This window comes from Gorillibacterium sp. sgz306347 (assembly GCF_059735245.1).
Map to the genome: position 1 here is coordinate 1 of NZ_JCAPET010000026.1, position 25,953 is coordinate 25,953.

The 25,953-nt window shown below is 61.1% G+C and carries 27 protein-coding genes and 1 riboswitch; all 27 genes read right to left on the reverse strand.

What is annotated here, in order from left to right:
• Window positions 1–257 precede the first annotated feature (257 nt).
• A complete protein-coding gene (locus AC6I6H_RS14445) occupies window positions 258–809 on the reverse strand; it encodes a hypothetical protein (RefSeq protein ID WP_497954594.1) in 552 nt (183 codons plus the stop codon).
• Window positions 810–874: 65 nt separating this feature from the next.
• Entirely contained in the window at window positions 875–1,570 is a 696-nt protein-coding gene (locus AC6I6H_RS14450; RefSeq protein WP_497954595.1) for a response regulator, read from the reverse strand.
• A gap of 43 nt (window positions 1,571–1,613) precedes the next feature.
• A complete protein-coding gene (locus tag AC6I6H_RS14455; protein ID WP_497954596.1) occupies window positions 1,614–2,843 on the reverse strand; it encodes a sensor histidine kinase in 1,230 nt (409 codons plus the stop codon).
• Window positions 2,844–3,007: 164 nt separating this feature from the next.
• Window positions 3,008–4,354 (reverse strand): UDP-N-acetylglucosamine 1-carboxyvinyltransferase, encoded by a 1,347-nt coding sequence (gene murA, locus AC6I6H_RS14460; RefSeq protein WP_497954597.1) that lies wholly within the window; start codon window positions 4,352–4,354, stop codon window positions 3,008–3,010.
• Window positions 4,355–4,508: 154 nt separating this feature from the next.
• Window positions 4,509–4,760 (reverse strand): DUF1146 domain-containing protein, encoded by a 252-nt coding sequence (locus tag AC6I6H_RS14465; protein ID WP_497954598.1) that lies wholly within the window; start codon window positions 4,758–4,760, stop codon window positions 4,509–4,511.
• Between the two features lie 42 nt (window positions 4,761–4,802).
• On the reverse strand, window positions 4,803–6,881 hold the full coding sequence (locus tag AC6I6H_RS14470; RefSeq protein WP_497954599.1) for a S8 family serine peptidase: 2,079 nt from the start codon (window positions 6,879–6,881) through the stop codon (window positions 4,803–4,805).
• A 376-nt stretch (window positions 6,882–7,257) separates the two neighbouring features.
• A complete protein-coding gene (locus tag AC6I6H_RS14475) occupies window positions 7,258–8,730 on the reverse strand; it encodes an NADH-quinone oxidoreductase subunit N (RefSeq protein ID WP_497954600.1) in 1,473 nt (490 codons plus the stop codon).
• A 7-nt stretch (window positions 8,731–8,737) separates the two neighbouring features.
• Window positions 8,738–10,378: an NADH-quinone oxidoreductase subunit M gene (locus tag AC6I6H_RS14480; protein WP_497954601.1), complete on the reverse strand. Its 1,641-nt coding sequence runs from the start codon at window positions 10,376–10,378 to the stop codon at window positions 8,738–8,740.
• Window positions 10,368–11,603: a proton-conducting transporter transmembrane domain-containing protein gene (locus AC6I6H_RS14485; protein ID WP_497954602.1), complete on the reverse strand. Its 1,236-nt coding sequence runs from the start codon at window positions 11,601–11,603 to the stop codon at window positions 10,368–10,370. The genes AC6I6H_RS14480 and AC6I6H_RS14485 overlap by 11 nt, the downstream gene beginning before the upstream one ends.
• Window positions 11,604–11,623: 20 nt before the next feature.
• Window positions 11,624–11,917 carry an NADH-quinone oxidoreductase subunit K gene (locus AC6I6H_RS14490; RefSeq protein ID WP_497954603.1) on the reverse strand — a complete coding sequence of 98 codons (294 nt, stop codon included), beginning with the start codon at window positions 11,915–11,917 and terminating at the stop codon, window positions 11,624–11,626.
• Window positions 11,914–12,441, reverse strand: a complete 528-nt coding sequence (locus AC6I6H_RS14495; RefSeq protein ID WP_497954604.1) for an NADH-quinone oxidoreductase subunit J — start codon at window positions 12,439–12,441, stop codon at window positions 11,914–11,916. Before AC6I6H_RS14495 ends, AC6I6H_RS14490 begins: the two co-directional genes overlap by 4 nt.
• A gap of 104 nt (window positions 12,442–12,545) precedes the next feature.
• Window positions 12,546–12,953, reverse strand: a complete 408-nt coding sequence (locus AC6I6H_RS14500; protein ID WP_497954605.1) for a F0F1 ATP synthase subunit epsilon — start codon at window positions 12,951–12,953, stop codon at window positions 12,546–12,548.
• Window positions 12,954–13,020: 67 nt separating this feature from the next.
• On the reverse strand, window positions 13,021–14,427 hold the full coding sequence (atpD, locus tag AC6I6H_RS14505) for a F0F1 ATP synthase subunit beta (RefSeq protein ID WP_497954606.1): 1,407 nt from the start codon (window positions 14,425–14,427) through the stop codon (window positions 13,021–13,023).
• Window positions 14,428–14,496: 69 nt separating this feature from the next.
• Window positions 14,497–15,357 (reverse strand): ATP synthase F1 subunit gamma, encoded by an 861-nt coding sequence (gene atpG, locus AC6I6H_RS14510; RefSeq protein WP_497954607.1) that lies wholly within the window; start codon window positions 15,355–15,357, stop codon window positions 14,497–14,499.
• Window positions 15,358–15,381: 24 nt separating this feature from the next.
• Entirely contained in the window at window positions 15,382–16,896 is a 1,515-nt protein-coding gene (gene atpA, locus AC6I6H_RS14515) for a F0F1 ATP synthase subunit alpha (protein WP_497954608.1), read from the reverse strand.
• Window positions 16,897–16,913: 17 nt separating this feature from the next.
• Window positions 16,914–17,465: a F0F1 ATP synthase subunit delta gene (locus tag AC6I6H_RS14520; protein ID WP_497954609.1), complete on the reverse strand. Its 552-nt coding sequence runs from the start codon at window positions 17,463–17,465 to the stop codon at window positions 16,914–16,916.
• Window positions 17,462–17,947, reverse strand: coding sequence for a F0F1 ATP synthase subunit B (gene atpF, locus AC6I6H_RS14525; RefSeq protein WP_497954610.1), 486 nt, complete (start codon window positions 17,945–17,947; stop codon window positions 17,462–17,464). The genes AC6I6H_RS14520 and atpF overlap by 4 nt, the downstream gene beginning before the upstream one ends.
• 104 nt (window positions 17,948–18,051) lie before the next feature.
• Entirely contained in the window at window positions 18,052–18,276 is a 225-nt protein-coding gene (gene atpE, locus AC6I6H_RS14530; RefSeq protein ID WP_497954611.1) for a F0F1 ATP synthase subunit C, read from the reverse strand.
• A 129-nt stretch (window positions 18,277–18,405) separates the two neighbouring features.
• Window positions 18,406–19,170, reverse strand: coding sequence for a F0F1 ATP synthase subunit A (gene atpB, locus AC6I6H_RS14535; protein WP_497954612.1), 765 nt, complete (start codon window positions 19,168–19,170; stop codon window positions 18,406–18,408).
• Between the two features lie 39 nt (window positions 19,171–19,209).
• Complete coding sequence (locus AC6I6H_RS14540; RefSeq protein ID WP_497954614.1) at window positions 19,210–19,581, reverse strand: ATP synthase subunit I; 372 nt, start codon at window positions 19,579–19,581, stop codon at window positions 19,210–19,212.
• Entirely contained in the window at window positions 19,574–19,810 is a 237-nt protein-coding gene (locus AC6I6H_RS14545) for a hypothetical protein (RefSeq protein WP_497954615.1), read from the reverse strand. The genes AC6I6H_RS14540 and AC6I6H_RS14545 overlap by 8 nt, the downstream gene beginning before the upstream one ends.
• Before the next feature lie 356 nt (window positions 19,811–20,166).
• Window positions 20,167–21,315 carry a non-hydrolyzing UDP-N-acetylglucosamine 2-epimerase gene (gene wecB / locus AC6I6H_RS14550; protein WP_497954616.1) on the reverse strand — a complete coding sequence of 383 codons (1,149 nt, stop codon included), beginning with the start codon at window positions 21,313–21,315 and terminating at the stop codon, window positions 20,167–20,169.
• 18 nt (window positions 21,316–21,333) lie between these two features.
• On the reverse strand, window positions 21,334–21,963 hold the full coding sequence (upp, locus tag AC6I6H_RS14555) for a uracil phosphoribosyltransferase (protein ID WP_497954617.1): 630 nt from the start codon (window positions 21,961–21,963) through the stop codon (window positions 21,334–21,336).
• Window positions 21,964–22,092: 129 nt separating this feature from the next.
• Window positions 22,093–22,956, reverse strand: a complete 864-nt coding sequence (locus AC6I6H_RS14560) for a CPBP family intramembrane glutamic endopeptidase (protein WP_497954618.1) — start codon at window positions 22,954–22,956, stop codon at window positions 22,093–22,095.
• Between the two features lie 212 nt (window positions 22,957–23,168).
• The gene (gene glyA / locus AC6I6H_RS14565; protein ID WP_497954619.1) at window positions 23,169–24,416 is read right to left on the reverse strand and encodes a serine hydroxymethyltransferase; all 1,248 of its coding nucleotides are present in this window, start codon (window positions 24,414–24,416) and stop codon (window positions 23,169–23,171) included.
• Window positions 24,417–24,474: 58 nt separating this feature from the next.
• Window positions 24,475–25,056, reverse strand: coding sequence for a TIGR01440 family protein (locus AC6I6H_RS14570; protein ID WP_497954658.1), 582 nt, complete (start codon window positions 25,054–25,056; stop codon window positions 24,475–24,477).
• A 158-nt stretch (window positions 25,057–25,214) separates the two neighbouring features.
• Complete coding sequence (gene rpiB, locus AC6I6H_RS14575; protein WP_497954621.1) at window positions 25,215–25,673, reverse strand: ribose 5-phosphate isomerase B; 459 nt, start codon at window positions 25,671–25,673, stop codon at window positions 25,215–25,217.
• 122 nt (window positions 25,674–25,795) lie between these two features.
• Window positions 25,796–25,875: riboswitch (ZMP/ZTP riboswitch) on the reverse strand.
• Window positions 25,876–25,953: the final 78 nt, after the last annotated feature.

The following is a 25,953-nucleotide window of genomic DNA, read 5'->3' on the forward strand; positions in this document are numbered from 1 at the left end:
CCTCTTACAGGCACCATGTAAGTTTTTTTGCAAGTCTACTGCGATAATAGGCTAAAATGCTCAGATTAGTTGCTCTTTTGCACTTCCCGTCCACGCTGCAAGTGCGAAACCCTCCGGTTATTGGGCCATTCGCGCCCGCTGCCCATTTGCACAAAAAATGCCGACCGAGACTTTCTAAACAGCCTGAAGACCCCGACGGGGTCTTCCAAAGAATATGCGTTTCGTTTCGCCCGGGCCGACGTTTTGCGCCCGGGTCTTTATTTCATCCGGTAAATGATCCATCCTCCGCCCCCGATGAGCAGGAGGGCGATGATGGTTCCCCCGAAATCCCGGAACAGGTCCACCAACCAATAGGGGGCCATTTGGAACACGAACAGCGCAGCGCCTACCAGGATCAGGGCGCCCCCCATAAGCTGCGGGCGAACCGGAAGGTCGTCAAGGCCGAATTCGAGGAGGGGGTCCTCCTTCGCCCGATTGACCATCCCCGTCCGGTGGGCGGCATCAAAGATGCAGTAAATGTACAGGAACGGCAGCAGCAGAGCCACGAACACCACCATCGGCACATAAAGCTTGGGCGAGATCATGTCGTTCCGGTTGGCCACGATGAGGCACAGGAGGACGATGTCCAGCACAAGCCCCATGATGAACGCGGACCCGCGTTTCATCAGGCCCAGGTAGTAGTGTCCGGTTCCGGGCACAAACACCGAAAAGAGGACGGCGGCAGCCGAGCTTTTCTGCTTGTGGGGAGACGGCGGACGGTAGTGCGGAAATTCCGAGTAATGCGGTGCGCGGTGATCGTTATCGTACACGAGGGGCAACCTCCCTGTCGGTTTTATCGGATGGCTTCATTCTACCCCCGATTCGTCATACGGCGTTAGTGCCGGTTGTCATGCAGACTGTCACGAATCCACTTGCTTTCCATCGCCTTGCGTGCCGCTTCCGCGCGGTTGCGCACGTCCATTTTGGAATAAACCGAGCTGATGTAATTGCGGACCGTTCCCTCCGATATGAAGAGCTTGGCGCTGATTTCGCGGTTGGACAGGCCGTCCGAAAGCCCGCGCAAAACCTGAAGCTCCCGTTCACTGAGGCCGTAATCATTTTTGGCCGCCGTTTCCTCGCTTCCGGTTTTGGCGGCGGTTTGCGTGCTTCGGGCGAAGATCTCCTTGGCCATGTGCTGCGGGATCAAGGTTTCGCCCCGGTATACATGGCGAATCCCCGATGCCAGGTCTTTCGGGTCCATTGCCTTCAGCAAATATCCTTCCGCCCCGGAGGTGAGCGCGTCCAGAACCAGCTCCACCTCCTCGAACGTAGTCAGGATGATCACCTTGATCTCCGGCCACCGCGCCTTCAGCAGACGGGTTGCCTCAACGCCGTCCATGACCGGCATTTTGATGTCCATAAGAATCACGTCAGGCGGATCGGTTTCGCATTCCTCCAGCGCTTTGCTGCCGTTCTCGGCCAGCCACGAGACGCGAAATCCCGGCTCCATGCCGAGAACGATCTTCAGGCTCTTGCGGATCAGCTCCTGGTCTTCAACGATCGCCAGCGTAATGCATTCGGTTTCGTTCAACGCGATTTTCCTCCTTTTCCTCTATTCCGTTCGCGCGCGGGCGTCAGGCTTTCCGGGCTTGGGCCGGCGGCTCAGGCCAGGCCTGCGGGGCGTTCGGCACCGAACAGACGACCCGGGTGCCCATGCCGGCGGCGGAATGCAGCGTCAGCCAGCCTCCGCAGGCGGACAGCCGCTCCTTCATCGCCTTCAGGCCGAAGCCGGGAGAAATGTCATCCGACCCTTCCCCGTTGTCGAAGATGGAAAGCTCGAGCCCTTCCGTCTTGAAGGTCAGCCGGACGTCGACCAGCGACGCTTTGCCGTGCCGCTTGGCGTTGGTGAGCGATTCCTGCAGGCAGCGAATCAGCGCAAGCCGCGCCGATTGCGGAAGCGGCGTCTCCTCGCCTTCCACCTCTACGTTCACGTCCGTCCCCGTATGCCGGGCGAATTCCGCCGCCATCCGTTCCAGCGCCAGCCCCAGGCTCTCTCCGGCGTCTTCCGCCATTTGGTGTATGCTTCGCCGGGTATCGTCCAGCCCCTGCCGGGTGACAGCCAGCAGCTCCCGCAGGCTTTCCTTCGCTTCCTCCGGCGCCGTGTCGATCTGGTAGCGCACCGCGTCCATCCCGATGATCACGGACGTAAAGGTATGCCCCACCGTGTCATGCAGCTCCCGCGCCATACGGCTTCGCTCCTCGTGCAGCGTCAGGTTCTCGACCTGCCGGGCATACTGCTCCAGCACGGCATTCTTTTCTCCAATGACCTCCAGCAGCTCCTTGGCCCGTTCATGCGCGGAAACGAGCAGATTAAGCGCCACTCCGAGCCCGTAAAAAGCAAGGTAGTACGCGAAAAAATCGAACAGCTGCCCAAGCGGCGGCACGTCCCCTTTGCCAAATCTTAACGCGAGCAGCGGAATCAGGACGACTACCGCCGGTCCCGCCGTTTTCAAGCCTTTGCGGCCTGTCAGGTACCCGACCGAAAGCGGGAGATACAAAAATTTATAGACGCTGCCCCCGTCGTAATGCGCCGACGCATACACAAACAAGCCGCCGGTCACCGCAAGCTCCGTGGCCGCGTACCACAGCGGACGGATCAGACCGGGACGGAAAAGCAGCTGGGGAATGAGATAAGACAAGCAGAACCACACAAAAAAGAGCGCATCCTGCCAGCCCGTCAGGTTGTTTTGGATCAGGACCACCACGCCGGCGGCAAACCAGATGGTCCGCAGAAGAAAAATAAAGGAGTCGAGCCCGCTCCACGGACGGGTCTTTTCCCCGGATTCGTTTGGGGCTAACGCCATAAGCGCACCTACTTTACAAGCCGATGATTGTCCAGTTTGATTATACTCCCCTGCCGTCCGGAATCACCAGTGCAGGATGTCATATGATTGTCACAAGCCAAAAAGAGCAGGCGCCCGGCGCACTGCTCGATTGGAATCGCAAAAAGTGGATAAAAAAGGCCCCTTCAGGCAAGGCTCGGGTGAGCCTGGAAGACGTTTTTGGCAATGGCGGCCCGGGCCGTCTCGCTTTTGTGCGTTTCCGCCGCCTCCTGCGGCTCCAGCCGGCTGATGTCGGCTCCCAGCGCATGCAGGTTTTTCACGATGTCTACGTAACCCCGGTCGATGTGATACACATCGGTCACTTCGGAAGCCCCTTCGGCCGTCAAAGCCGCGATGATCAGCGCCGCGCCCGCCCGCAGGTCGGTGGCCCGAAGCGGTGCGCCGCCTGTCAGTGCAGCTCCGCCGTTCACGACCGCCGTGCGGCCTTCCACCCCGATGTCCGCGCCCATGGTGCGGAACGCTTCGACATGCATAAAGCGGTTTTCAAAAATGGTTTCGGTCACGAGTCCTGTTCCGTCCGCGCTCAGCAGAAGCGCCATCATTTGCGCCTGCAGATCGGTCGGAAAGCCGGGATGCGGAAGGGTCTTGATGTCGACGGCTTTCAGGCGTCCCTCCGCCTTCACGCGAACGCCGTTATCGTCCTCCTCCACCACCGCCCCCATTTCCCTCAGCTTGGAAATGAGCGGACGCAAATGGTCGGCAATCGCGCCTTCCACCCGAACGTCGCCGCGGGTAGCCGCTGCCGCGATCATATACGTGCCCGCCTCGATCCGGTCCGGAATTACGGTATGCTCGGCCCCGGCGAGCTTCTCCACTCCGTCAATGCGGATGGTGCCGGTTCCCGCACCGCGCACCTTCGCGCCCATCGCGCCGAGGAAATTCGCCAAATCGACGATTTCCGGTTCCATGGCGGCATTTTCAATGTAGGTCGTTCCTTCGGCAAGACTGGCTGCGAGCATGATGTTTTCAGTAGCGCCGACGCTGGCTACGTCCAGGTAGATCTTGGCGCCCTTCAGTCTTCCTTCGGCTCTTACCTCGATGTAGCCCTGGCCGACCTCGATGGTGGCGCCCATGGCTTCAAACCCTTTCAAATGCTGGTCGATCGGCCGAGTCCCGATGGCGCAGCCGCCCGGCAGGGCAATGCGCGCGCACCCCAAACGGGCCAGAAGCGGGCCGAGCACCAGAAAGGAAGCCCGCATCCGGCGGACCAGGTCGGGCGCCGCCTCGGGCGTGGTCAGGCGCTCCGCGTTTACGCGAACGGTTTCAAAACGGTACTCGATCGACGCCCCCAGGCTTTCCACCACCCGGTTAATGGTCAGGACATCATCCAACGCCGGGACTTCCCGGATTACGCTTTCTCCCTCGGACGCAAGCAGGGTGGCCGCCAAGATCGGCAGAACGGCGTTTTTGGCGCCTTTGATTTTGACTTCCCCTGTCAGCGCACGGCCTCCGCGGACGATTATTTTGCTCATGCGGCAGCCCTCCGGGGTTTGTTGTTGTCGTTCTGAATCGGTTTTCTCATCATGATCGCAGCCTCATTTGCTAGTTGTTTCGAAAAAAGAAGCTTATACAAATTTTGATCTAACGCGGTCCATGTTATGCAGTTCGGCGCCTCCGCCGAGGCGGTCAAAAAAAGCCTTTCAGCCCGGAGGACCAGGTGATATAGCTGGTAATAAATTGGGCGACGCCGTAGCCGAGCGCGACCGCCAGCATCGCCTGGAGCAGGCGCGCCGCAAAGGAACGCGGCTGCTTCAGAAACAGGTCGAAGCGAAACTGCTGCAGCGCTACCCAGGCCAGACAAATGCAGACCAGAGAGATGCCGATCGACGTTAAGGCGGAGACCGCCAGATACCGGGAAAACGAATCCGCTTCGTTCAAGACACTCTTCCTTTCCTAACGGTTCTCCGTCCGGCGTCCGGCTCATTCCGGCACCTGGAGCTGGAGCATATACGCGCCGCCGCTCTGGCCGGAGCCCGCCTGGAGCCGGACATAATAAACGCCGGGGTCCAGGCGGACCTGACACTCCGACCGGCGCTTTGAGGCGCCGCCGCTCGCGGAGGCCGGAACGGAATGTTCCAGCGTTCGAAGCGAATCGTCCGCAAGCGTAAAGCCGAACGCCGGCGCGTTTGCCGCCCCGGTCAGCACCAGGCGTACGTCGGTCGCCTCGGCAAGCCGGAAGCGGAACCAGTCGACATCGCCGGATGTCCCGAGCGTTCCGCTGTACATATGCCCGGGCTTCATTTCGGTGGCTTCGTATGCCTTGTCGTTCGGCTCTCCCGGATCGGGGTCGTTGCTCTCCAGCTCCACCCGCAGCGTATATTCGCCCGCAGGCGGATCATCCGACCGCTCCACGCTGCCCACCCGGATGTAGTAGAGCCCCGGCTTGATTTCGAGATCGTCCAGCCGCTCGGTTTCTCCTTCGTTGTGCCGGTCGATCACAAGCCCGGTTTCTTCCGCTCTTCTCACCATCAGGGTCGGGTCGATGCGGGGAGAATCGGTGGACACCCGTACGCTCAGCTTTCCGGGACGGTCCACCTTCAGGGAATACCAGTCCTCGTCACCCGTTTTATGAAATGAGGCCGTCAGACTGTGATTGCGGGTCGCCAAGGTATAGGCTTTATAATCCGCATCATTGTCTTCGTAAGGGTCCTTTTCCATCCGGAACTTGGCCGTCAGGTGATAGACCGTTGCAGGCTTTATTTCCGTCATCGGTATAAACCGCAAAAAATTGTAGCCCTTTTTGACTACGATGCCCGTTTGGCCGGTTCCGTTCAATGTCTGGCGGGCCAAAAGCGCCGTTCCGGCGCTATAAACTTCGACATAGCCGCCTGTATAGGAACGGGCCGGCGAGAGGGATAGGGCCACATATCCGTCATAAGGCGCATGAACGCTGTACCAGATTTCCCTGGCACCCGCCGGCCACGAGCCGTCCGTCTGTTTGTTCAGCGGCAGGGCGGGCGCTTTCTCCCGCCGGCTTTGTCCGTCGGCGGGCTTCCCCGCCTGGGTCAGGGCGGCAGCCACCGCCCGGTCGGCGCGCAGGAGGCCGTACCCCGTTTCCGGGTCCCATTCTCCGTTCCCCATGCCGATCCCCTGCGCCGTCTGGCGTAGCAGGGTGCGCACCTCGTACGGCTTCAGACCCGGGTTGACGCTCAGTACCAGCGCCGCCGTTGCGGCGGCCTGCGGGGCGGCCAGCGACGTCCCCCCGCTGAAATGATAGCTCCCGTTGCGCGCCGCCGTAAATACGTTCCAAGGGGCGAGCAGGTCCAGCTCCTGTCCATAGTTGGCCAGGGAAGCCCGCGTGCGGTCGCTCATCATCCCCCCTACGGCGACGACGGTCGGGAACGCTGCGGGGTACTTGACTTCCTTTCCCTCGTTGCCCGATGCGGCGACGAGCAGAACGCCTTTGCTTTCGGCGTATTCCACCACCGACTCCATGTAGCTGGACGGCTTGTTCAAGCCCAGCGACAGCACGACAATGTCCGCGCCCTGGTTTACGGCGTAGCGGATCCCTTCGCCAAGCCGGTCTTCATCGCCGGTGCCGTCGGCTTCCAGTGCTTTGATCGGCATTACTTTGGCATCCCAGGCGATGCCGGCAATTCCTTTTTCATTGTTGGCGCTGGCCGCGATAACGCCGGCGACGTTGGTTCCGTGCCCGTTGTCGTCTTCGGGCGGCGCCCCCGGATCAACCAGGTTGATCCCCTTCACAAGCGAGCCTGCGAGGTCGGGATGGTTCAGCTCGACCCCGGTGTCCACAACCGCCACGACCACGCCTTTTCCGGTCGACCGCTCCCACGCTTCGGGCGCATGAATGTCATCCAGATAATTCTGGTGGCTCAGCATCGGGTCGTTCGGAATGCCGGCCACCCGGTACCGCTGGTTCGGCTGCACCGATTCGGTCCACTCCGGACCGCTCCAGCGTTCCAGCCAGGCTTCTTCGTCCGTACCCGGCTTGGGCCGCGACACGGTGACGAGCGAATCGGAATATTCGCGCTCCGTCACGCTTTCCTCCCGGAAAGCGGCCGGAGGGTCCGTTTTCCATTCCATAATCCAAGAAAGACCCGGAGAGTTCCCGCTCCGGGCCGTTGTATGTAAAGACGGCGTTGCACCGGGGGAAGTTGCGAACAGGAGGCAAACGGCGGACAACACCAGCAGTACGGCTCGATGCACCTTTCCCATATCGCCGCTTACCCCCTCCTTCTATCGACTGTTTAAATTTACCTGTTGGCCGGAACAAAAAAGGGCAGCGGATGGCTGCCCGGACATGCATGATCTTCGGCGTCGTTCGGACGCTGCACGAGTTCCATGAGGTGTCATGGAACCGTAGCGTTACTGGAAACAGGCGCGCAAACCCATGTAAACAAGAATAGCATGATCGCTAGAAGAAATCCATGCCGAACGAAAAAATTGTTTGCACAATTTTCAAAACCGCCTGGGGGTACAAACCTAGCGCCAGCGTAACGGCCGCACAGCAGAAGATGATCCCTGAAATCGGCGCGGGAAAGCCGCCCGGCCGGTCCGTTCCGCTCCGCAAAAACATCTGGCGGATAAACGAAACCGCGGCAACCAGCACGAGAACGCCGGCGGCGGACACGACGGCTGCGGTCGCGTAGAGTTTGTTCTGCACGGCGCCGAAGAGCAGAAACCAGCGGCCGAAAAACCCGCCTGTCGGCGGCAAACCGGCCAAGGACAGAAGCAGCACGGTCAACGCGGCGGTCAGAACGGGCGCCCGGTGGTAGAGCCCGGCAAAAGCGCTCAGTTCGCTCCCGCCGCTCCGCTCCAGGACGGCCAAGGCGGCATACAGCCCGAAAAAGGCGGGAAGCGTCGCGGCCAATTCATACGCAAAAGCGCCAAAAGAGGATGCGCCTGTGACGGTAAACCCGGTGCCCGCCGCCGCCAGGAGGAAACCGCTGTGAGCGGCCCACAGGGCGGCGAGCAGCCGCTTCGCGTTTTTTTGCCGCAGCGCAAGCAGACCGCCCGCCAGCATGAACCCGCCCGCGAGCAGGCGGACGGCCAGAAGCGCGTCCTCCGAAAGCGGGCCTCCCGCGGAAGCCGGGAGGGCGGCATATGCGCCGCCGATGAAGCGAAAAAGCGCGGCGGCGAAGGCGACGGGCGGCAGCAGAGTCAGCAGCGCGGCGGACGGAACCGGCTCTTCTTCCGGCGCTGCCTCCGGACGCCGGAAGGGCACGGCCGTCAGCCGGAACGCAAACCCGGCCAGGAGCAGAAAAAGCGCCGCATACAGCAAGCCGTTCCAGGAAGCGTCGGCGGTCCGGATGGCGCTGCGGACGGCGGAAAGCCGGGTAGAACCGGATACGCCGTACAGCAAGGCCATCCCGTACAAAAGGAGCGCCGAGGAAATCGCATGCCCGACCCAATAGGCGAAGGTGTCCCGTCCTGCGGCGCGCAAGCCGACCAGAAAGACCGCAGCCAGCCCCGTCAGCTCCAGGCCAAGGAAAAGCGGAATCAAGTCGACGGCCGATACCGTCACCGCCATGCCCAGGGACACGGCCAGCAAAAAGACGAAAAACAAGACCGACCTCGGGCGCTCCCCCGCCTTTGCGGCCGTCAGCTGAAGAAACGCGGCAATGGCGGCCCCGCCCAACAAAAGCGGCTTGACGGCGCCCGAGAAGCCGTCCGTCCGCAGCGCCTGATCCGGGGCAGCGGAAGGAGCGGACGGCGTCAGCAAAAAGACGGCGCACCCGGCGGCGAGCAGAAGCAGAAGGACGGCCAGCCAGCCGGACGGCGCCCGGTTTACGTGCCGGGGCAAAAAGATTTCCAGCGCGAGCAGGAGCAGGATGCCCCCGGCAAGCGCCGCTTCCGGACTCCACAATATCAGATCGTTCCAGGACAACGCTCCATCACCCGCCTTTCTGCGCCGTCTGTTCCAGCAGCTGCGTTATTCCGGTCGCCGCCGGTTCCAGGATGTTTTGCAGGATGGCGGGGTAAAGGCCCAGCAGCACGATCAGCGCCGCCAGCGCGATCATCGGCGCCGCTTCGGTGAAGTCGGCGTCCCGCCATGCCGGAGACGGCGGCCCGGGCGTTCTTCTCCGGGCAAAGGCGAGCTTGCCGGCGGCCCGCAGCATCGCCGCCGCCGCGAGCAGAAGCCCCGCCGCTCCCGCCAGGGCGGCCGCCGTAAGCCGCCCCTCTCCCGGCGGGCCGCCGGACAGCCCGAGCAGCGTCAGCAGCCGCCCGGGAAACCCGGCGAGCCCAGGCGCGCCCATGGCGGCAAAGCCGGCGAGCAGCAGGATGCCGCCGGTGAACGGAAGCGAACCCGGCAAGCCGCTTAAGCGCTCAAGCGTCAGCGGGCCCATTCGCTCCTCCAGGAAGCCCGCCAGGACAAACAAAAGCGCAGCGATCAGACCGAACGACACCGAGTGGAACACCGCGCCGGTCAGGCCGTTTTGATTTACCGCCGAGAAGCCCAGCCAGACGATCCCCGTCTGGCCGAAGGCGAAGCAGCAGAGAAACGGGCGGAGCTCCGTTTGCGCCAAAGCCAGGGCGGAGCCATAAATCAATTGGGCGGCGCCGAGCAGGGCGAGGAGCGGCGCCCAGCGGACGGTCTGCTCCGGCAGCAGCTCCAGGCCGAAACGGATAAAGCCGTAAGCCGCCGCGGCCGGAAGCAGGGCGGTCTGAAGGATCAGAACAGCCGTAGAAGCGTCCCTGCCGAGGCGCCGCAAGCCGGTATGAAACGGCAGCAAGGGCGTCAACAGCCCAAACCCGCCGAGCAGGAGAAAAAAGAGGGCGTTTTTCATCGGCTCCGTTAAAGAAAACGGACTGCCGTCCTGCAGATTGGCGTAAGAGAGCGGGTTCTCGTGCAGGTTTTGCAGAAGCGCGTTCAGATTTCCGCTGTAGACGAGCCCGGCGCCGTCCAAAGAAGGCGAAGCTCCCGCCGTGGTGAGCAGAATCAGAAATGCGATGAGCAGGAGGCCCGTCCCCATCCCGGCGGCCGCCAGCCTTCCGAGGGCGCTCCGCTCCCGTTCATGCCCTCCCCAGACGGCGGACAGAAGAAAAAGTAAAACCAGCAGCCCTTGCAGGCAGACAAAAAACAAAAACAGGTCGCGGGCCAGCCAAAGGCCGAGCAGAGCCGTCTCCAGCAGCAGAAAAAGCAGATAGAACAGCTTGCGCCGTTTTTTCAGCGAGAAGGCGGAAAAGGCGGCGGCTGTCATGACCAGCGCGGTCAGGATGACCAGCGGAAGCGACAGGCCGTCCACGGAAAGGCGGTAATCCAGCGCAAGTGTAAACGAATCGGCCCCCGCTCCCAAAAGCTCGCGGTTTAACGGGATGCGGATCCAGGGAGCGTACTCCGTGAACTGCGGCGTTCCCGGATACGGATTGAACCGGACAAGCAGCCAGCAGACAAACGCCAGCGGCACACCGGCCGAGACGGCCCCGATCTGCTTCAGCAGCCGGGCATCGCTTTCCGGGGTCAAAAGCAGAAACGGAAGCCCGGCAAGCGGCGAGAATACCAATAGGGTAAGAAGCGGCCAATCAGCCCCCATACAGCCATCTCCTTCCCGTTACGGCCGCCGCAAGCAGCACAAGCGTCAAAATCAGAAGCAGGCGAAGCATCTGCGGGGATTGCCGCAGCAGCCGATGGCCCAGACGGGCCAGCCGGTCCGGCGCTTGCGCGGCCATGCCGGCAATTCCCCCCAGCACCCTGCGGTCGAAGCCGTCCAGCAGCGCGGCTGCGGCTCCCTGCCGGGTATCCGCCGGTTCGGCCGGCTGCAGCTCCTCCGCCTCTCCCGCCTCGCCAACCGGCGTTTCCGCGCAGCCGGCGCGCCGGGCCAGGAGCGCCCGCGCTCCCGCCGCAACCGCCGCCAGCGCCGCGGCTGCGGCAAGCGCCTCGCCGCCCTGGCTCCAGGCCCGCCAAACCGGCTGCAGCCGCAGAACAAGGAAGACCGCCGCAAAGCCGGCAAGCGCGCCGGTCAGCCAGGACGCCGCTTTTTCGGAGGAAGCGCCCTTCTGGAAGGCGGCTTCCGGCCGGCTGTGCAATCCGCCGAAACAAAACAAAAGCACGCTTGTCCTGCCCAGAGCGCAGAGCAGCAGCAAACCGCCCGTCCAGGCCATCCATTCCGGTCCGGCGGCCGGCTCGTTGACGAGGCGGTTGCCAATGGCGACAAAATCCAGCTGTCCGGCCGGCATGACCCCGTACAAAACCAAAACTGCCGCCAAAAGGCCCGCGCCTCCCGCGCGGTCGGCCAACACGATCCATTTGGCCTCGGCACGGCCGCCGGCTCGGGAAAGAAACCCGAGCAAAAGAAAGAGAGCAGCGCCCGCCAGCTCCCAAAACAGGTAAAGCTGCACGAGGTTCGGCGACAAAACCGCCATTTCCAGCGCAAACGCAAAAAGCGAAAAATAGCCGAGAACCGAATTTCTTCGCGCTTCCTGCCGGTAGACGCGAAGGGCAATCAGGGTAAAGGCGAAAGCGACCGCGGCGATGGCCAGCAGGCAAACGGAGACGAGCCCCGTAACTTCAAAGCCCAGCGTCAGGCCGGTTTCTCCGGCCGACAGCCAGGCCATATCGCTCCACGTGTAGGCGGATGCGCCCCCGCCCGCTCTTCCGGCTGCAAGAGTCAGGGCCATAAGCAGAGAGCCTCCGGCTCCTGTGAGCGCCGCCGCCGCTCCTGCTTTCCCGGCTCTCCGGTCGACCGCGGCCAAAACCAGGCAGGCGAGCAGCAGAAAGCCGGGCGCGATCCATGCGTATGCAGTTAGATCAGGCAGCATGGCATCGGACCTCCCCCGCTCTAGGCTTGGTTATCTTCTTTCCCCGCGCGCCCGGCTAGCGCAAAAAACAGAGCGGTCGCCGCCAACGCTTGCGCACTTCCCGTTACCGCCACAAGCACGGCGAATATGCGGCCTGTCCCGGAGGGCTGGACGCCCCACCTGGAAAAGGCGACGAACGCCAGGCTGGCCGCCCCCAGCATGAACTGCAGGGAAAGCATAACGACCACCCGGTTCCGTTTCAACAGCGCGCCAAAAAGGCCCAGGCAGAACAAAATGGCGGACAACAGCAAATAAGCGGTCAGCGAAGGAGTCATTTGTCCTTCCCCCTTCGCGACCCCGCCACATAGAGCGCTCCGGCCAGGGCGACCAGCAGCAGCAGCCCGGCGAGCACGGCAACCGGCCCGTAATCGCTTTGAAGCAGCAGTCCGGCTTGATCGCCCGGGTTCCCTTCCGTTCGGGGCCGGCGGGAAAAGTCCGCCTGCCGGACCGCCAGCCAGACCGCTCCCAATAGCACCGCCGCCGCTATCCCGGCTCCCGTTGCCGGCAGGAGGCGAAAACGGCCTCGGGCTTCCTCCGCCGGTTTGCCGACGGACAGATAAAACACCGCCAGAAAAGCGGCGAACAAGGCAAACAGGGTCTGCGCGGCAGCCGCGCCGGGCGACCCCAGAAGCGCGAACAAGCCCGCCAGGCTGAGAAACGAAACGGCGGCAAACGCGACGGCGCGCCCCGTTTTATCGGCATAAAGCATGCCCATCCCCCCGAGGATGGACAGCGTTGAGAACAAAAGAAACAGGTAGCCAGCCGGATCGGACAGCTTGCCGGCGAGGTCTTGCCCCATCGTGCTCGCCCGCCTTTCTATTCCGTTCAGAAAGAATAAGAGCAATCTTCCTCATTATAACAAAACAATAAAAAAAGCGAAGGACAAACTCCTTCGCTTTTTTGCTACTGCTGCCTTCTGTGCATGGCCACGCTGATGCGGTTCATGGCCCGCTTCAGCGCCAGCTCTGCACGAATATGGTCGTATTCGTCGCGGTGCAGCAGCTTGCTTTCCGCCCGTCTCTTCGCCTCTTCCGCGCGCTCCAGGTCGATGTCCTCCGGGAGCTCTGCGGCTTCGGCAAGGATGACCACCTTGTCCTTGCGGACTTCCAGAAACCCGCCGCTCACGGCGACTTCCTCTTCGGTACCGTTCCGCTTGATCCGAACGGCTCCGATCCGGAGAGAGGTCAGCAAAGGAATGTGGTTGGGGAGTATGCCCAATTGGCCCTCCGAGCCTTCCACCACGACCATTTCGGCTTCCTGATCGTATACTTTCCGCTCCGGGGTCACAATTTCGAGTTTAAATGTACTCACGCTGCACCCTCCTGACCGTACGGCCGCGTTTCCCGCCGCTTACGGACGGAAAACGCGCCTTGCCGGCTTACATCAATTTCGCTTTCTCCACCGCGTCTTCAATGGCGCCTACGTTATGGAAAGCCGCTTCCGGCAAATCGTCGTATTTGCCTTCCAAAAGCTCCTTGAAGCTGCGGACCGTTTCTTTAACCGGTACGTAAATGCCGGGCATGTTGTTGAACTGCTCCGCCACGTGCAGCGGCTGGGAAAGGAAATTTTGGATTTTTCTTGCGCGGAAAACCGTCACTTTATCTTCGTCGCTCAGCTCATCCATCCCCAGAATGGCGATGATGTCCTGAAGCTCCTTGTACCGCTGCAAAATTTGCTTAACCCCTTGGGCCACTTCATAGTGCTCCTGTCCGACAACGTCGGGCGAAAGAATGCGGGAGCTGGAAGCCAGCGGGTCGACCGCCGGGAAGATCCCGATCGCCGCAATGCCGCGGTCCAGGTTGGTGGTGGCGTCCAAGTGGGCAAACGCCGTTGCCGGAGCCGGGTCGGTGTAGTCGTCGGCGGGAACGTAAATGGCCTGGATCGAAGTAACGGAGCCTTGTCTGGTCGTGGTGATCCGTTCCTGCAGCTGGCCCATTTCCGTCGCCAGCGTCGGCTGGTAACCTACCGCCGAAGGCATCCGGCCAAGCAGGGCCGATACTTCGGAGCCGGCTTGCGTAAACCGGAAAATGTTATCGATGAAGAGCAGCACGTCCCGGTTTTCCTCGTCGCGGAAATATTCCGCCATTGTCAGACCGGTCAGAGCGACGCGCAGGCGCGCTCCGGGCGGCTCATTCATTTGGCCGAAGACCATCGCCGTTTTTTCGATAACACCGGATTCGGTCATTTCCTGGAACAGGTCGTTTCCTTCCCGGGTCCGTTCGCCGACGCCCGCAAAGACGGAAATCCCGCCGTGCTCCTGGGCGATGTTGTGGATCAGCTCTTGCATGGTTACGGTTTTGCCGACGCCCGCGCCGCCGAACAGGCCGATCTTGCCGCCTTTGGGATAAGGGGCGAGCAGGTCGATGACTTTAATGCCGGTTTCCAGAATTTCCTGGGTCGGCATCAGTTCCTCGAAGTTAGGGGCCGGTTTGTGGATGACGCTCACTTTGCTGCGGTCGGCCGGTCCTTTGTTGTCGATCGTATCGCCGAGCACGTTGAAAACCCGGCTCAGCGTAGCCGGACCGACCGGAACCGAAATCGGGGCGCCCGTGTCGATCGCTTCCATGCCGCGCACCAGACCGTCGGTGCTCGACATCGCGATGCAGCGGACGGCATTGTCGCCGAGATGGACCGCCACTTCGACCGTCAGCTTCAAGTCGGATTCCCCCGGCGCTTCGGCCTTTTTCTCGATGGTGATGGCATTCAAAATATCGGGCAGCTGACCGCGCTCGAACTCGATGTCGACGACGGGCCCGGTCACCTGAAAGACGCGTCCTTTGTTCATGCTATTCCCTCCTAAAAAGCTGGCATCATCTTGGCGGAAGCCGGTTGCCCGGCAAACGCCGGACTTTCGTCAGGCCTGCGAGTTCGCGCCTGCGACAATCTCGGTAATTTCCTGCGTGATCGCCGCCTGGCGGGCCCGGTTATAGGTCAGCGTCAGACTGTTGATCATTTTGGTGGCGTTTTTGGTCGCGCTGCCCATGGCGGTCATTTTTGCGCCGAACTCGCTGGCCTTGCTTTCCAGAAGCGCGCTGTAGATCAAGGTTTCCGCGTATTTCGGCAGCAGCACCGACAGGACGCCTTCCGCCGACGGCTCGTATTCGTAGTCCGTGGAGGATTTCTCGCCTTCAAAGTCATCCAAAGGCAGAAGCTTCCGCTCCACCGGCGTTTGCGTAATCGCGTTGTCAAAGCGGTTGTACACGAGGTACAGCTCGTCATACGAGCCGTCCTCGAAGTTTTTGACCGCAGCCGAGGCAAGCGCCTTGATATCGGAAAACGCCGGCGAATCGGGCAGCCCGGTAATCTCGTCGAGAATCGGATACTTGCGGCGGCGGAAGAAGTCCCGTCCTTTGCGTCCGACCACGAGAAGCGTGTATTCGTCCGGCGACGTGTGCCGTTCCCGGATGATCTGCTGGGTTTTGCGCAGCAGGTTGGAGTTAAAGCCGCCCGCCAGCCCCCGGTCGGATGTCATGACCAGATAGCCGGTTTTTTTGACTTCGCGCTTCAGCAGGATCGGATGCTTGACTTCGGTTCCCGCTGCGGCGATATGGGCCACCATTTCACGGATTTTGTCCGCATAGGGACGGGACGCTTCCGCTTTTTGCTGCGCTTTGCGCAGCTTGGCGGCGGCGACCATCTCCATCGCTTTGGTGATTTGCTTTGTATTTTGAACGCTTTTGATCTGTCGTTTGATGTCGCGCATTCCCTTGGCCATACTCTCACCTCAAACCTTTCGCTTTTAGCGCGATGCGGCAAAGCCTTTGCGGAATTGCTCGATCGCGTTTTTGAGCGCCTGCTCGTTGTCCGCCGTCAGGTCTTTGGTGTCGCGGATCGAAGCCAGGATCTCCGTGTGGCTCGTTTCCACGAAGGCCAGGAATTCCTCCTCGAAGCGCCGGATGTCCTCCAGCGGAACTTCATCGAGATAGCCTTTGGTCGCCGTGTAAAGGCTGACGACCTGCTTTTCGACCGGAAGGGGCTGGTTGACGCCCTGCTTGAGCACTTCCATCAGCCGGGCGCCGCGGTTCAGGCGGGCCTGGGTGGAGCGGTCCAGATCGGAGCCGAACTGGGAAAACGCCTGCAGCTCGCGGTATTGGGCCAGGTCCAGCTTCAGGGTGCCGGCAACCTTCTTCATCGCCTTGATCTGTGCGGAGCTGCCGACCCGGGATACGGAAATCCCGACGTTGATGGCGGGCCGTTGGCCGGAGTAGAAGAGGTCGGCCTCCAGGAACACCTGTCCGTCGGTAATGGAGATGACGTTGGTCGGTATGTAAGCCGATACGTCGCCCGCCTGGGTTTCAATAAAAGGCAATGCGGTCATCGAGCCGCCGCCCAGCTCGTCGCTGAGCTTGGCCGCCCGTTCCAGAAGACGGGAGTGCAGATAGAAAACGTCGCCCGGGTAAGCTTCCCGGCCCGGAGGACGGCGGAGCAGCAGGGAAAGCTCGCGGTATGCGGCGGCTTGCTTGGACAAGTCGTCGTAAATGACCAGAACGTGCTCGCCCCGGTACATGAAGAATTCGCCCATCGAGCAGCCGGCATACGGCGCCAGGTACAAAAGCGGAGACGGCTCGGACGCGCTCGCCGTGACGATGATCGTATAGTCCAGCGCGCCGTTGCGGCGAAGGGTCTCCACGACGTTGGCGACCGTGGATTGCTTTTGGCCGATGGCGACGTAAATGCATTTTACGCCGTTGCCCTTTTGGTTGATGATCGTGTCGATGGCGATCGCCGTTTTACCGGTTTGGCGGTCGCCGATGATGAGCTCCCGTTGGCCGCGGCCGATCGGAATCATCGAGTCGATCGCCTTGATCCCGGTTTGCATCGGTTCATGGACGGATTTCCGCGCCATGACGCCGGGTGCCGGAGATTCGATGTTGCGGGTTTCGGTCGTGGCGATGGGGCCTTTGCCGTCCACCGGCTGACCCAGCGGGTTGACCACGCGGCCGAGCAGGGCGTCGCCTACCGGGACCTGCATGATGCGGCCGGTCCGGCGCACCTGGTCGCCTTCGCGGATTTCGGTGTACGGGCCGAGGATGATAATCCCGACGTTGCTTTCCTCCAGGTTCTGGGCCATGCCCATGACGCCGTTGGAAAATTCCAGCAGCTCGCCGGCCATACAGTTTTCCAGGCCGTGCGCGCGGGCGATGCCGTCCCCGACCGTGATGACCGTGCCCACCTCGTAAACCTGCATGTCGGTGCTGTATTGTTCAATTTGACTTTTGATCAGCGTACTGATTTCTTCCGGTCTGATACTCAAAGGATGGTCACCCCTATCTACTGTGCTTGAGAGCCGGTCAACGATTTTTGCAGACGGGCGAGCTTGCCGGACAAGCTGCCGTCGTAAAGCCGGTCTCCGATCCGCACCTGAAGGCCGCCGATCAATCCGGGATCGACGACGCTGGTTACGCGGACGGTTTTGCCGGTCAGTTTGCCAAAGCGCTCCGCGATCCGGACGGCTTCTTCCGGTGCAAGCGGGACAGGAGTCGTCACCACCGCGTCAGCCCGGCCGAGCTCGGCATTGACGACGCGGATGTAATCCTCCAGCAGATAAGGAATGATTCCTTCTCTCCGGCGGTCCACCAACAGGCGCAGCGTGTTGAAAACGGCAACTTGAACCTTGCCGCCAAAGACCGTACCAATGATGCTCTTTTTCGCTTCCGACGACAAAGCCGGATGGTCCAGAGCGGTGCGCAGCTCGGCGCTTTCCCGAACCGTATCGGCCACAAGCTTCAAATCGGCCTCCACCTCGGCTACGCTTCCCTGCTCGCGCGCTACCTCGAACAAAGCCCGGGCATAACGTTTAACGGCGGCGATATCCCGGCTCATGATTTCTCCCCTACCTCGTTCAGGTATTGGTCAACCAGTTCCTGTTGCGTTTTCTCGTCGATTTGCTTTTCGATGATCTTGGAAGCGATCATGACGGACATGGCGCTGACCTGTCCTTTTAAGGCGGCAACCGCTTTGTTCTTCTCGCTTTCGATGTTCTCGATCGCGTCTTTCTTCAGGCGGTTTGCCTCCGCGCGTGCCGCTTCGACGATTTCTTCCTGCTGGCGGGCGCCTGTTTTCTTGGCCTGCTCGATAATGCCGTAGGCTTCCTGGCGAGCCGCTTCGATCGCCTGCTTCTGCTCTTCCATATATTGAACGCTCTGGACGCGGTTGCGCTCTGCGGTCTCCAGCTCGCTCTTCACCTGCTCACGGCGTTTTTCCATGACGGAGAACAGCGGCCCGAACGCATAGCGGTTCAGCAGCCAGTACAAGATCAGGAATGAAACAATCGCGACAGCCGTCGATGTAATATTAATCTCCATGAATTGCCCTCCCTTCAAGCTGCTTCTCTTTGGCGGGACTAAAACGAAGGCGCGGACGGCTTAAGCCTTCCCCGCCATTCGTCAGTTGCTGATAGGTGTAACGATCAGGCCCCACCATAGAACATGAAGGCCAGGACAACGGCCATGATCGGCACGACTTCGACGATACCGACGCCGATAAACATCGTCGTTTGCAGGACGCCGCGCGCTTCCGGCTGGCGGGAAATAGCTTCCACCGTCTTGCTTACGATCATCCCGTTACCAAAACCGGCGCCGATCGCGCCAAGACCGACCGCGATTGCAGCCGCCAGATATGCCCATACTCCCATTGTTCGTTTCCTCCTCAAAGTTGGCTGAATTTGTTGCTTTTGTTTCTATTGGTGCTCATACCGATAAACCCGTCGGGTGTCCTGCCATAACAGGACGGCGGATCGTTCGGATGAGAAAAAACCTTTGCATTAATGTTCCTCATGAACGGTGGCCCGGCCTATGTAAACCATCGTCAGCATCGTAAACAGGAAGGCCTGAATGGCGCCGACAAAAATACTGAACCCTTGCCAAACCGCCAATAGCGGAAGCCCGAACCAGGTGATGCCCAGAATGGTCGAGATCAGCACCTCGCCCGCCAGGATATTGGCGTAAAGACGAAGCGCCAGCGTAACCGGATGAAAGATGTTTTCGATCAGGTTAAGGGGCAGGAATACCGGGTAAGGTTCGACAAAGTGCTTCAGGTAATGTTTGCGGTTTTTCTTCAGTCCGCTGAAGTGGATCACGGCAAAGACAATAAGGGCAAGGCCCGCCGTAACCGAGAGGTCCGCCGTCGGCGATTTCCACCAGGCCAGCGCCAGATGCTTTCCGGCCTCGTGGGCTTGGTGAAATTCTTCGGCCGATATGCCGAGAGCAGGCAGCGGCTCGTGAACATCCGTCACGATCGTGAGCGGAAGCCCCAGCAGGTTGCTGACAAAGATAAACATGATCAGCGTCATGCCAAGCGCAATGTAGGGCTTGCCTTTCTTCAAAGGCATGGAACTCGAGACAATTCCTTGGACGAACTCAACGACCCATTCCAGAAAATTTTGCATCTTGGACGGATTGTCGACCGACAATTTCCTTGTGGCCAACCGTGCTATCACAAAAACTATCACGCAGGATACCAAGATCGCGATGAGCGCGGAAATATCCCACTCCAGTCCGAGAAACTCCACCATAGGAAATTCATGCATTCGTTTTTGTTCCCTCCTTTCCCGGTCATGCGCGTAGTGTTACTTATGAAAAACGGAGAGAAGCCCCAGCGTCAAAGCCGTAAGCGGCTGGAACATCAGACCGATCACCGCTGTCTCCAATTGCACGGACGGCTCGTTAAGAGCCACCATAATCACCAGTATGGCCGTGCAGCATCGCGCGACAAAGTTTAGACCGGCTTGCTTCCCCGTGTTTTCTAGTGCCCGATCCACTACCTGGAACGTGCGCCTGGAAAGATGCCATCCGTTAAACAGACTGCCCGCTATTCCCAAGGCAAGTCCCGCCGCCGCAGGCCGCGCTTCCGGCAGAAACGCCCAGGCTAGGAGGCATGCCGCAAGGAGCAGACATCCCAAACGGTAGATCCGCATCATCAAGCTTTTCAAATCATCCATTCGAATCCTCCAGGATTTTCTTGACCGTCAGAAAGGCTCCCGTCAGCCCCAAAGCGAGGCCGAGCAGAACCCCTCCGGCAATCCAGCCGTTCGAACCGCCGGTCCAATCGCGGATCGAACGCCCTCCCCAGTACCCCAAAAGAGCAAAAACGGCTACCTCCAGCCCGAGCGCGCCCACCAGTCCAGCGGCCCGCCAAGGGTTGTCGGCATCCGGTTTCTTGTTGTCCAAAGGGCTCCCTCCTCTTGCCATGAAGCGGTTGCAGGCGGAAGTGATTCGGATAGACTGCCTTCGCAATTCTTATTCATTGTAGTGAATTCATGAACGAGTGTCAATTCGACCAAAAAAGAATTTTATGTGAAGCAACAATCAAAAACCCTTATACAGCAAGGACTTGTGAGCGTTTGTTCGTCATGCGACCGTTTCCAATGTGAGCGAGATCATTGACAAAATTGGGGTAATGGTATAATAGACCTAGTCTCTGTATCTTTTGGCACCCCTATACATCCCCGGAAACCGCCGTATGATAAGCGAAAAGAGACCTTGCCGGAAAAAACGCCTTCCTTCGACAAGGTCTCTTCTGTCTTTTAGTTCGCCGGAACGAACGGCTCCGGCCGCTCCGCCGATAAGCCAAAATGATACTTGATGGCCGCTGCTATCCGCTGCGACGCCCGGCCGTCTCCGTACGGGTTGGCCGCCCGGCTCATCCGCCGGTACAGCTCTTCGTCGGTGAGCAGCGCGCGGGTCCGGTCGTATACCGCATCCTCCCGGGTGCCGACCAGCTCCAGCGTGCCCGCCTCGACCCCCTCGGGGCGTTCGGTCGTGTCGCGCAGCACGAGCACCGGCACGCCGAAGGACGGCGCTTCTTCCTGCAGCCCGCCCGAATCAGTCAGGATCAGGTGCGTGTGCGGGTAAAAATTGTACATGTCCATCACGTCCAGGGGTTCAATCAGACGAATCCGCGGATGATCGCCCAGAATTTCCCGAGCCGGTTCGCGTACGGCCGGACTGAGGTGCATCGGGTAGACGACGGCGATGTCCTCGTATTCATCGGCGATCCGCTTGACCGCGCGGAAGATGTTGCGGTGCGGCTCGCCCTGCGATTCGCGCCGGTGCGCCGTCAGCAGAACCAGCCGCTTGCCTTTCGCCCATTCCAGCACGGGATGGGCGTAATCCTTCTTCACCATATAGGCCGGGACGTCGGTAATCGTGTTCCCGGTGATGAAGACGGCTTCCTCCGGCTTGTTCTCCTTCAGCAGGTTGCCCGCCGACCAGCCGGTCGGAGCAAAATGCAGGTCCGCCAGAACGCCGGTCAGCTGCCGGTTCATTTCCTCGGGGTACGGCGAAAGCTTGTTCCAGGTGCGCAGACCGGCCTCCACGTGGCCGACCTTGATCTGCTGGAGAAACGCCGCGTAGCTGGCCAGAAACGTCGTGAGCGTATCGCCGTGAACCAGCACGATGTCCGGCTTCGCTTCCCGGAATACCGGCTCCAGCCCCTGAATCACGCGTACGGTGACCTCCTCCAGCGTCTGCCGGTCTTTCATGACGTCCAGGTCGTAATCGGCCGTAATGCCGAACGTTCCCATCACCTGGTCCAGCATCTGGCGGTGCTGGGCGGTCAGGCAAACGAGCGGCTCGATTTCTTCCGGATGGCGCTGCAGCTCAAGCACGAGCGGCGCCATTTTGATCGCTTCCGGCCTTGTCCCGAAGACGGTCATCACTTTGAGTCGCTGCAACGGAACTCCTCCTCCTCGTTACTTCGTGCCGAACAGCCGGTCGCCCGCGTCGCCGAGGCCGGGGATGATATAGCCGTGGTCGTTCAGATGGTCGTCGATCGCCGCCACGTAAAGGTCCACGTCGGGATGCGCCTTCTGGAACGCGGCCACGCCTTCGGGCGCCGCGATCAGGCACATCAGCTTGATCTGCGTGCAGTTGCGCTTTTTGAGCACGTCGATGGCCGCATTGGCGGAGCCGCCGGTCGCCAGCATCGGGTCGATGACAATCAGCTCGCGCTCGGTTACGTCCGTCGGCAGCTTCGTGTAATACTCGACCGGCTGGAGCGTCTCCGGGTCGCGATACAGGCCGATATGGCCGACCTTCGCCGCCGGCAGCAGCTTCAGGATGCCGTCGACCATGCCGAGGCCCGCCCGCAGAATGGGAATCAGGCCGAGCATGCGCCCGGAAATAATTTTCGATTCCGTCGTGGCGACCGGCGTCTTGACCGTCACCGTCTCCAGCGGAATGTTGCGCGTAATTTCATAGGCCATCAGCGTGGCCACTTCGTCGACGAGCTCGCGGAAATCCTTCGTTGTCGTGTTCTCATCCCGGATGTACGTCAGCTTGTGCTGAATGAGCGGATGATCGCAAATAAATACTTTGCCCATACTTATCCTCCCGAACGGTCTGCCGACCGTTTTTTTGCCCTCCTGCCAGCGTTGCGGGACGGGCCGTTCTCAAAACTTTGTTCATTATAGCACAGTGTTCCCATTTAATCTTTTCCAAAAGCGTGAAGCCTATAAATGCCGGGGACGGCGAAGCGCAAAGTACGCGATGCCGGCGGCCAGAACCGCAAGCCCGATCAGGCTCCCCTCCGCGCCGAAAACGCCGCCCGACAGCCATTCGGGGCCGGACACCCGGATGCCGATGAGCGAAGCGGTGTCATTGCCCGAAACGGCGAAGCCGAACACGTTCCCCTGAAAAAAGTTCCACGTGAAATGAAACCCGATCGGGAACCAGAGGCTTCCCGTTTTCTCCCGGCTGAGCCCGAGCAGGACGCCCGCCAGAAAGAGGTTGATCAGCGGAACCGGGGAGCTTCCGATCCCCGTGTTCATGAGGTGCATGGCGGCAAACAGCAGCGAGCTCCCGATAATCCCCGTCCACCTGCCGATCCGCGCCTTGAACAAGCCTTGCAGATAGCCTCGGGCCAGCGCCTCCTCGTTTACGGCCACACCGACGAAAACGATCAGCCAGCCGCCTACGTCAAGCAGCGTATCCGGATCGAAATGCGTGCCTGTCACCGTCAAGCCGCCGAAGGCCCAGATCAGCAGAAAAGCCGCACCGATCAAAGCGATGCCCGCCAGCATGCCGTACAGCAGCTGAAGCGCCGCGCGCGAATCCGCAAAGCCAAGCCGCCACGTCCGGTTCCGCTCGAACATCAGCAGCAGCAGCCACAGGGCGAGAAGCTGGCCCGCGATTTGCAGAAGCATAACGGCCCATTCCGGCATAGGCAGCGGCAGCGTGCCGCCGGAGTCAAACGTCAGCCCGCCGGTAAACAAAGCGGCCAGAAGCACGAACACCACCAGAATGGCGAACATCAAAAGCAGCCAGAGCGCAAACTTCCCGATGATTTCCGCCCAGGCGAGAAGCGTTTTTTTCATGGCGATCCCTGCCTTAACCAATTTCATATCTTATCCATTATAGGAAACCGGGCGCGGGCGGAGCAATCGTTTTTTCAGCAAAAAGCCCTCTTCGCCGCGAATGGCGGCAAAGAGGGCTTGCATGGGGGCGGGCGCGGAGCGGCCGGAATCCGGCGAAACCGCGGGAGCCGGCAAAGCCGAAAACCGGGCGCCGAGCCTGCCGCCCCTCAGCATTAATAGCTCAGGCCCGGGTAAAGCGGGAATTGCTCGGTCAGCTCGCCGACCAAGCCGCGCGCCTTGTCGAGCGCCGCGCTGTCTTCCGGGTTTCTCAGCGTCAGGGCAATGATGCGGGCGATCTTCTTCATCGCTTCTTCGTCCATGCCGCGGCTTGTGACAGCCGGCGTGCCGATGCGGATGCCGCTCGTGACGAACGGGCTCGTCGGGTCAAACGGAATGGCGTTCTTGTTTACCGTGACGCCCACCTCGTCGAGCAGGTGCTGGGCGGCTTTGCCCGTGATGTCGATGTTGCGCAGGTCGACGAGCATCAGGTGGTTGTCCGTGCCCCCGGAGATGATGTTGAGTCCTTCGGCAGCCAGTTCCTCGGCCAGCACCTTGGCATTTTTGACGACCTGTTCGGCGTAGGTCTTGAATTCCGGCTTCAGCACTTCCCCGAAGGAGACCGCTTTGGCGGCGATGATGTGCTCCAGCGGGCCGCCCTGGATGCCCGGGAAGATGGCCTTGTCGATTTCCTTCGCCCAAGCTTTACGCGTCAGAATCATGCCGCCGCGCGGACCGCGCAGCGTTTTGTGCGTCGTCGTGGTGACGAACTGGGCGTGCGGGACCGGGTTCGGGTGAACGCCCGCAGCAACGAGGCCGGCAATATGGGCCATATCGACCATAAACAGAGCGCCCACGTCCTGCGCAATGCTGGCAAATGCTTCAAAGTCGATGATTCGCGGATATGCGCTGGCTCCGGCGACGATGAGCCGGGGCCGGTGCTTGAAGGCGGCCTTGCGGACTTCGTCGTAGTCGATGCGGAACGTATCCTCGCGGACGCCGTAAGCGACGAAGTTATACAAAAGCCCCGAAGCGTTGACCGGGCTGCCGTGCGTCAGATGGCCGCCGTGGGCCAGGTTCATCCCGAGGACGGTGTCGCCCGGCTTCAGCGCGGCCAGGTAAACGGCCAGATTGGCCTGGGCCCCCGAGTGGGGCTGGACGTTGGCGTGCTCGGCACCGAAAATCTCCTTGGCCCGCTCGCGCGCGATGTTTTCCACCACGTCCACGAATTCGCATCCGCCGTAATACCGGTTGCCCGGATACCCTTCGGCGTATTTGTTGGTCAGCACGGAGCCCATCGCTTCCAGAACCGCGGGGCTTACGAAGTTTTCCGACGCGATCAACTCAATGTTGTGCTGCTGGCGTTTCAGTTCCTTCCCCATCGCTGCCAGCAGCTCGGGGTCCTGTTTGCGAAGCTGTTCCATGAATAATCTTCCTCCTCGGGTATGATGGATGAAATCCGTTTGGTTGGCGGGGCAAGGGTCAGTCGCATGCGCCCGTGTCCCGCTCCGTTTCCGGCTCGTAGACGGCGCGGGGGCCCCCGATCAGCTTCGGGCGGCTGTACGCCATCTGCACGTGGGCGGCCCCGATCATCCGGTTGGTCGGCCGCACCGGGACTGCGACCGGCTGCAGGTGCATGCCGATCAGCGTCGAGCCGATGTCGATGCCGGCGTGCGCCCGCACGGCTTCAACGACAACCGGGTCGGCCAGGTGCCGGTAAGCGTAGGCGGCCATCGACCCGCCGGCCTTCGGGACCGGAACAACCGACACCGGCTCCAGCCCGCCGAACCGCTCCAGCAGCGCCCGCTCGCAGACAAGCGCCCGGTTCAGGTGCTCGCAGCATTGAAAGACCGGGTGGAAGCCCGCTTTATCCCGGGCGCGGCTTACGCCCTCAAAGATACCGGCCGCTACCTCCAGGCTGCCGGAGGTTCCGATCCGCCGGCCCGCCACCTCGCTTGTGCTGACGCCGATCACCAGAAGCCGCCCGGGCTCCAGCCCGCCGGCGGCGACCAGCTCGCCGAGGGCCTGCTCCGTCAAGCGGGCAATCTCCCCGGCTTCCGGCATGCCGTGGGGAGCCGTTCCGCCGGCTTCCGCCGGGACGGGCTCCGTCCGCTTCGTGCCGTCCGTCGCTCCTGCGCCGAACGTGCTTTCGCTGCCGTTCACGCGTCCATCCCCTTTCCTGCTCTCCATTCCGCCTGCCGGCTTGCCGCCGGCCATGGCCGTCAGGGGTGAAGCTCGTTCTTTTCCTCCAGCCCGGTTACCTTGGCAATCCGGTTGGCGTGCCGCTCTCCCTGCGAAAAGTCCGTGCCGAGCCAGACGCGAACGATCTCCTCGGCCACGCCCGGGCCGATGACCCGTTCGCCCATCGCCAGCACGTTCGAATCGTTGTGCTCCCGGGTGGCTTTGGCCGAAAACAGATCGTGCACCAGCGCACAGCGGATGCCGGGAATTTTGTTCGCCGCGATCGTCATGCCGATGCCCGTTCCGCAAACCAGAATGCCCCGGTCGGCCTCGCCGGACACCACCTTCTCGCAGACGGCGAGCGCGTAATCCGGGTAGTCCACCGAATCGGCGCAGTCGCAGCCCAGATCGAGGACTTCGTGGCCCAATCCTTGCACAAAAGCCCGCAGTCCGTTTTTCAAACCGAAGCCCGCATGATCGGCTCCCATCGCGATTCTCATAAACGTTCCTCCTTGGCCGTCCCGCAAAGGGGACAAACTGTCTTTCCTATTATACCCGAAGTTGGGACCGCGGGAAGAAACGGACGGACAAAAAAAGAGCAGGCGCGCGTAAAAACGCAACGCTGCTCTGCCCAGGCGGCCGGCCGTTCTCCGAAGCTTCATCGTGGTTGCCTCCACTATGCCGCCAGTCACTCCGGAGTCGCAATGTTTCTTCTATCATAGCGGCCGCCGCCCGGTTTGTAAAGCCGGAAGGCTCCGCCAAGGGCGCCGGATCCGGCTT

Bases quoted from the DNA above. Each gene is read 5' to 3' on its own strand.
- AC6I6H_RS14455 (WP_497954596.1), bottom strand. From the start codon at position 2,843: ATGGCGTTAGCCCCAAACGAATCCGGGGAAAAGACCCGTCCGTGGAGC.
- murA (WP_497954597.1), bottom strand. From the start codon at position 4,354: ATGAGCAAAATAATCGTCCGCGGAGGCCGTGCGCTGACAGGGGAAGTC.
- AC6I6H_RS14480 (WP_497954601.1), bottom strand. From the start codon at position 10,378: ATGGGGGCTGATTGGCCGCTTCTTACCCTATTGGTATTCTCGCCGCTT.
- AC6I6H_RS14485 (WP_497954602.1), bottom strand. From the start codon at position 11,603: ATGCTGCCTGATCTAACTGCATACGCATGGATCGCGCCCGGCTTTCTG.
- AC6I6H_RS14490 (WP_497954603.1), bottom strand. From the start codon at position 11,917: ATGACTCCTTCGCTGACCGCTTATTTGCTGTTGTCCGCCATTTTGTTC.
- AC6I6H_RS14495 (WP_497954604.1), bottom strand. From the start codon at position 12,441: ATGGGGCAAGACCTCGCCGGCAAGCTGTCCGATCCGGCTGGCTACCTG.
- atpD (WP_497954606.1), bottom strand. From the start codon at position 14,427: ATGAACAAAGGACGCGTCTTTCAGGTGACCGGGCCCGTCGTCGACATC.
- atpG (WP_497954607.1), bottom strand. From the start codon at position 15,357: ATGGCCAAGGGAATGCGCGACATCAAACGACAGATCAAAAGCGTTCAA.
- AC6I6H_RS14520 (WP_497954609.1), bottom strand. From the start codon at position 17,465: ATGAGCCGGGATATCGCCGCCGTTAAACGTTATGCCCGGGCTTTGTTC.
- atpF (WP_497954610.1), bottom strand. From the start codon at position 17,947: ATGGAGATTAATATTACATCGACGGCTGTCGCGATTGTTTCATTCCTG.
- atpE (WP_497954611.1), bottom strand. From the start codon at position 18,276: ATGGGAGTATGGGCATATCTGGCGGCTGCAATCGCGGTCGGTCTTGGC.
- atpB (WP_497954612.1), bottom strand. From the start codon at position 19,170: ATGCATGAATTTCCTATGGTGGAGTTTCTCGGACTGGAGTGGGATATT.
- AC6I6H_RS14540 (WP_497954614.1), bottom strand. From the start codon at position 19,581: ATGGATGATTTGAAAAGCTTGATGATGCGGATCTACCGTTTGGGATGT.
- upp (WP_497954617.1), bottom strand. From the start codon at position 21,963: ATGGGCAAAGTATTTATTTGCGATCATCCGCTCATTCAGCACAAGCTG.
- AC6I6H_RS14560 (WP_497954618.1), bottom strand. From the start codon at position 22,956: ATGAAAAAAACGCTTCTCGCCTGGGCGGAAATCATCGGGAAGTTTGCG.
- glyA (WP_497954619.1), bottom strand. From the start codon at position 24,416: ATGGAACAGCTTCGCAAACAGGACCCCGAGCTGCTGGCAGCGATGGGG.
- AC6I6H_RS14570 (WP_497954658.1), bottom strand. From the start codon at position 25,056: ATGCCGGAAGCCGGGGAGATTGCCCGCTTGACGGAGCAGGCCCTCGGC.
- rpiB (WP_497954621.1), bottom strand. From the start codon at position 25,673: ATGAGAATCGCGATGGGAGCCGATCATGCGGGCTTCGGTTTGAAAAAC.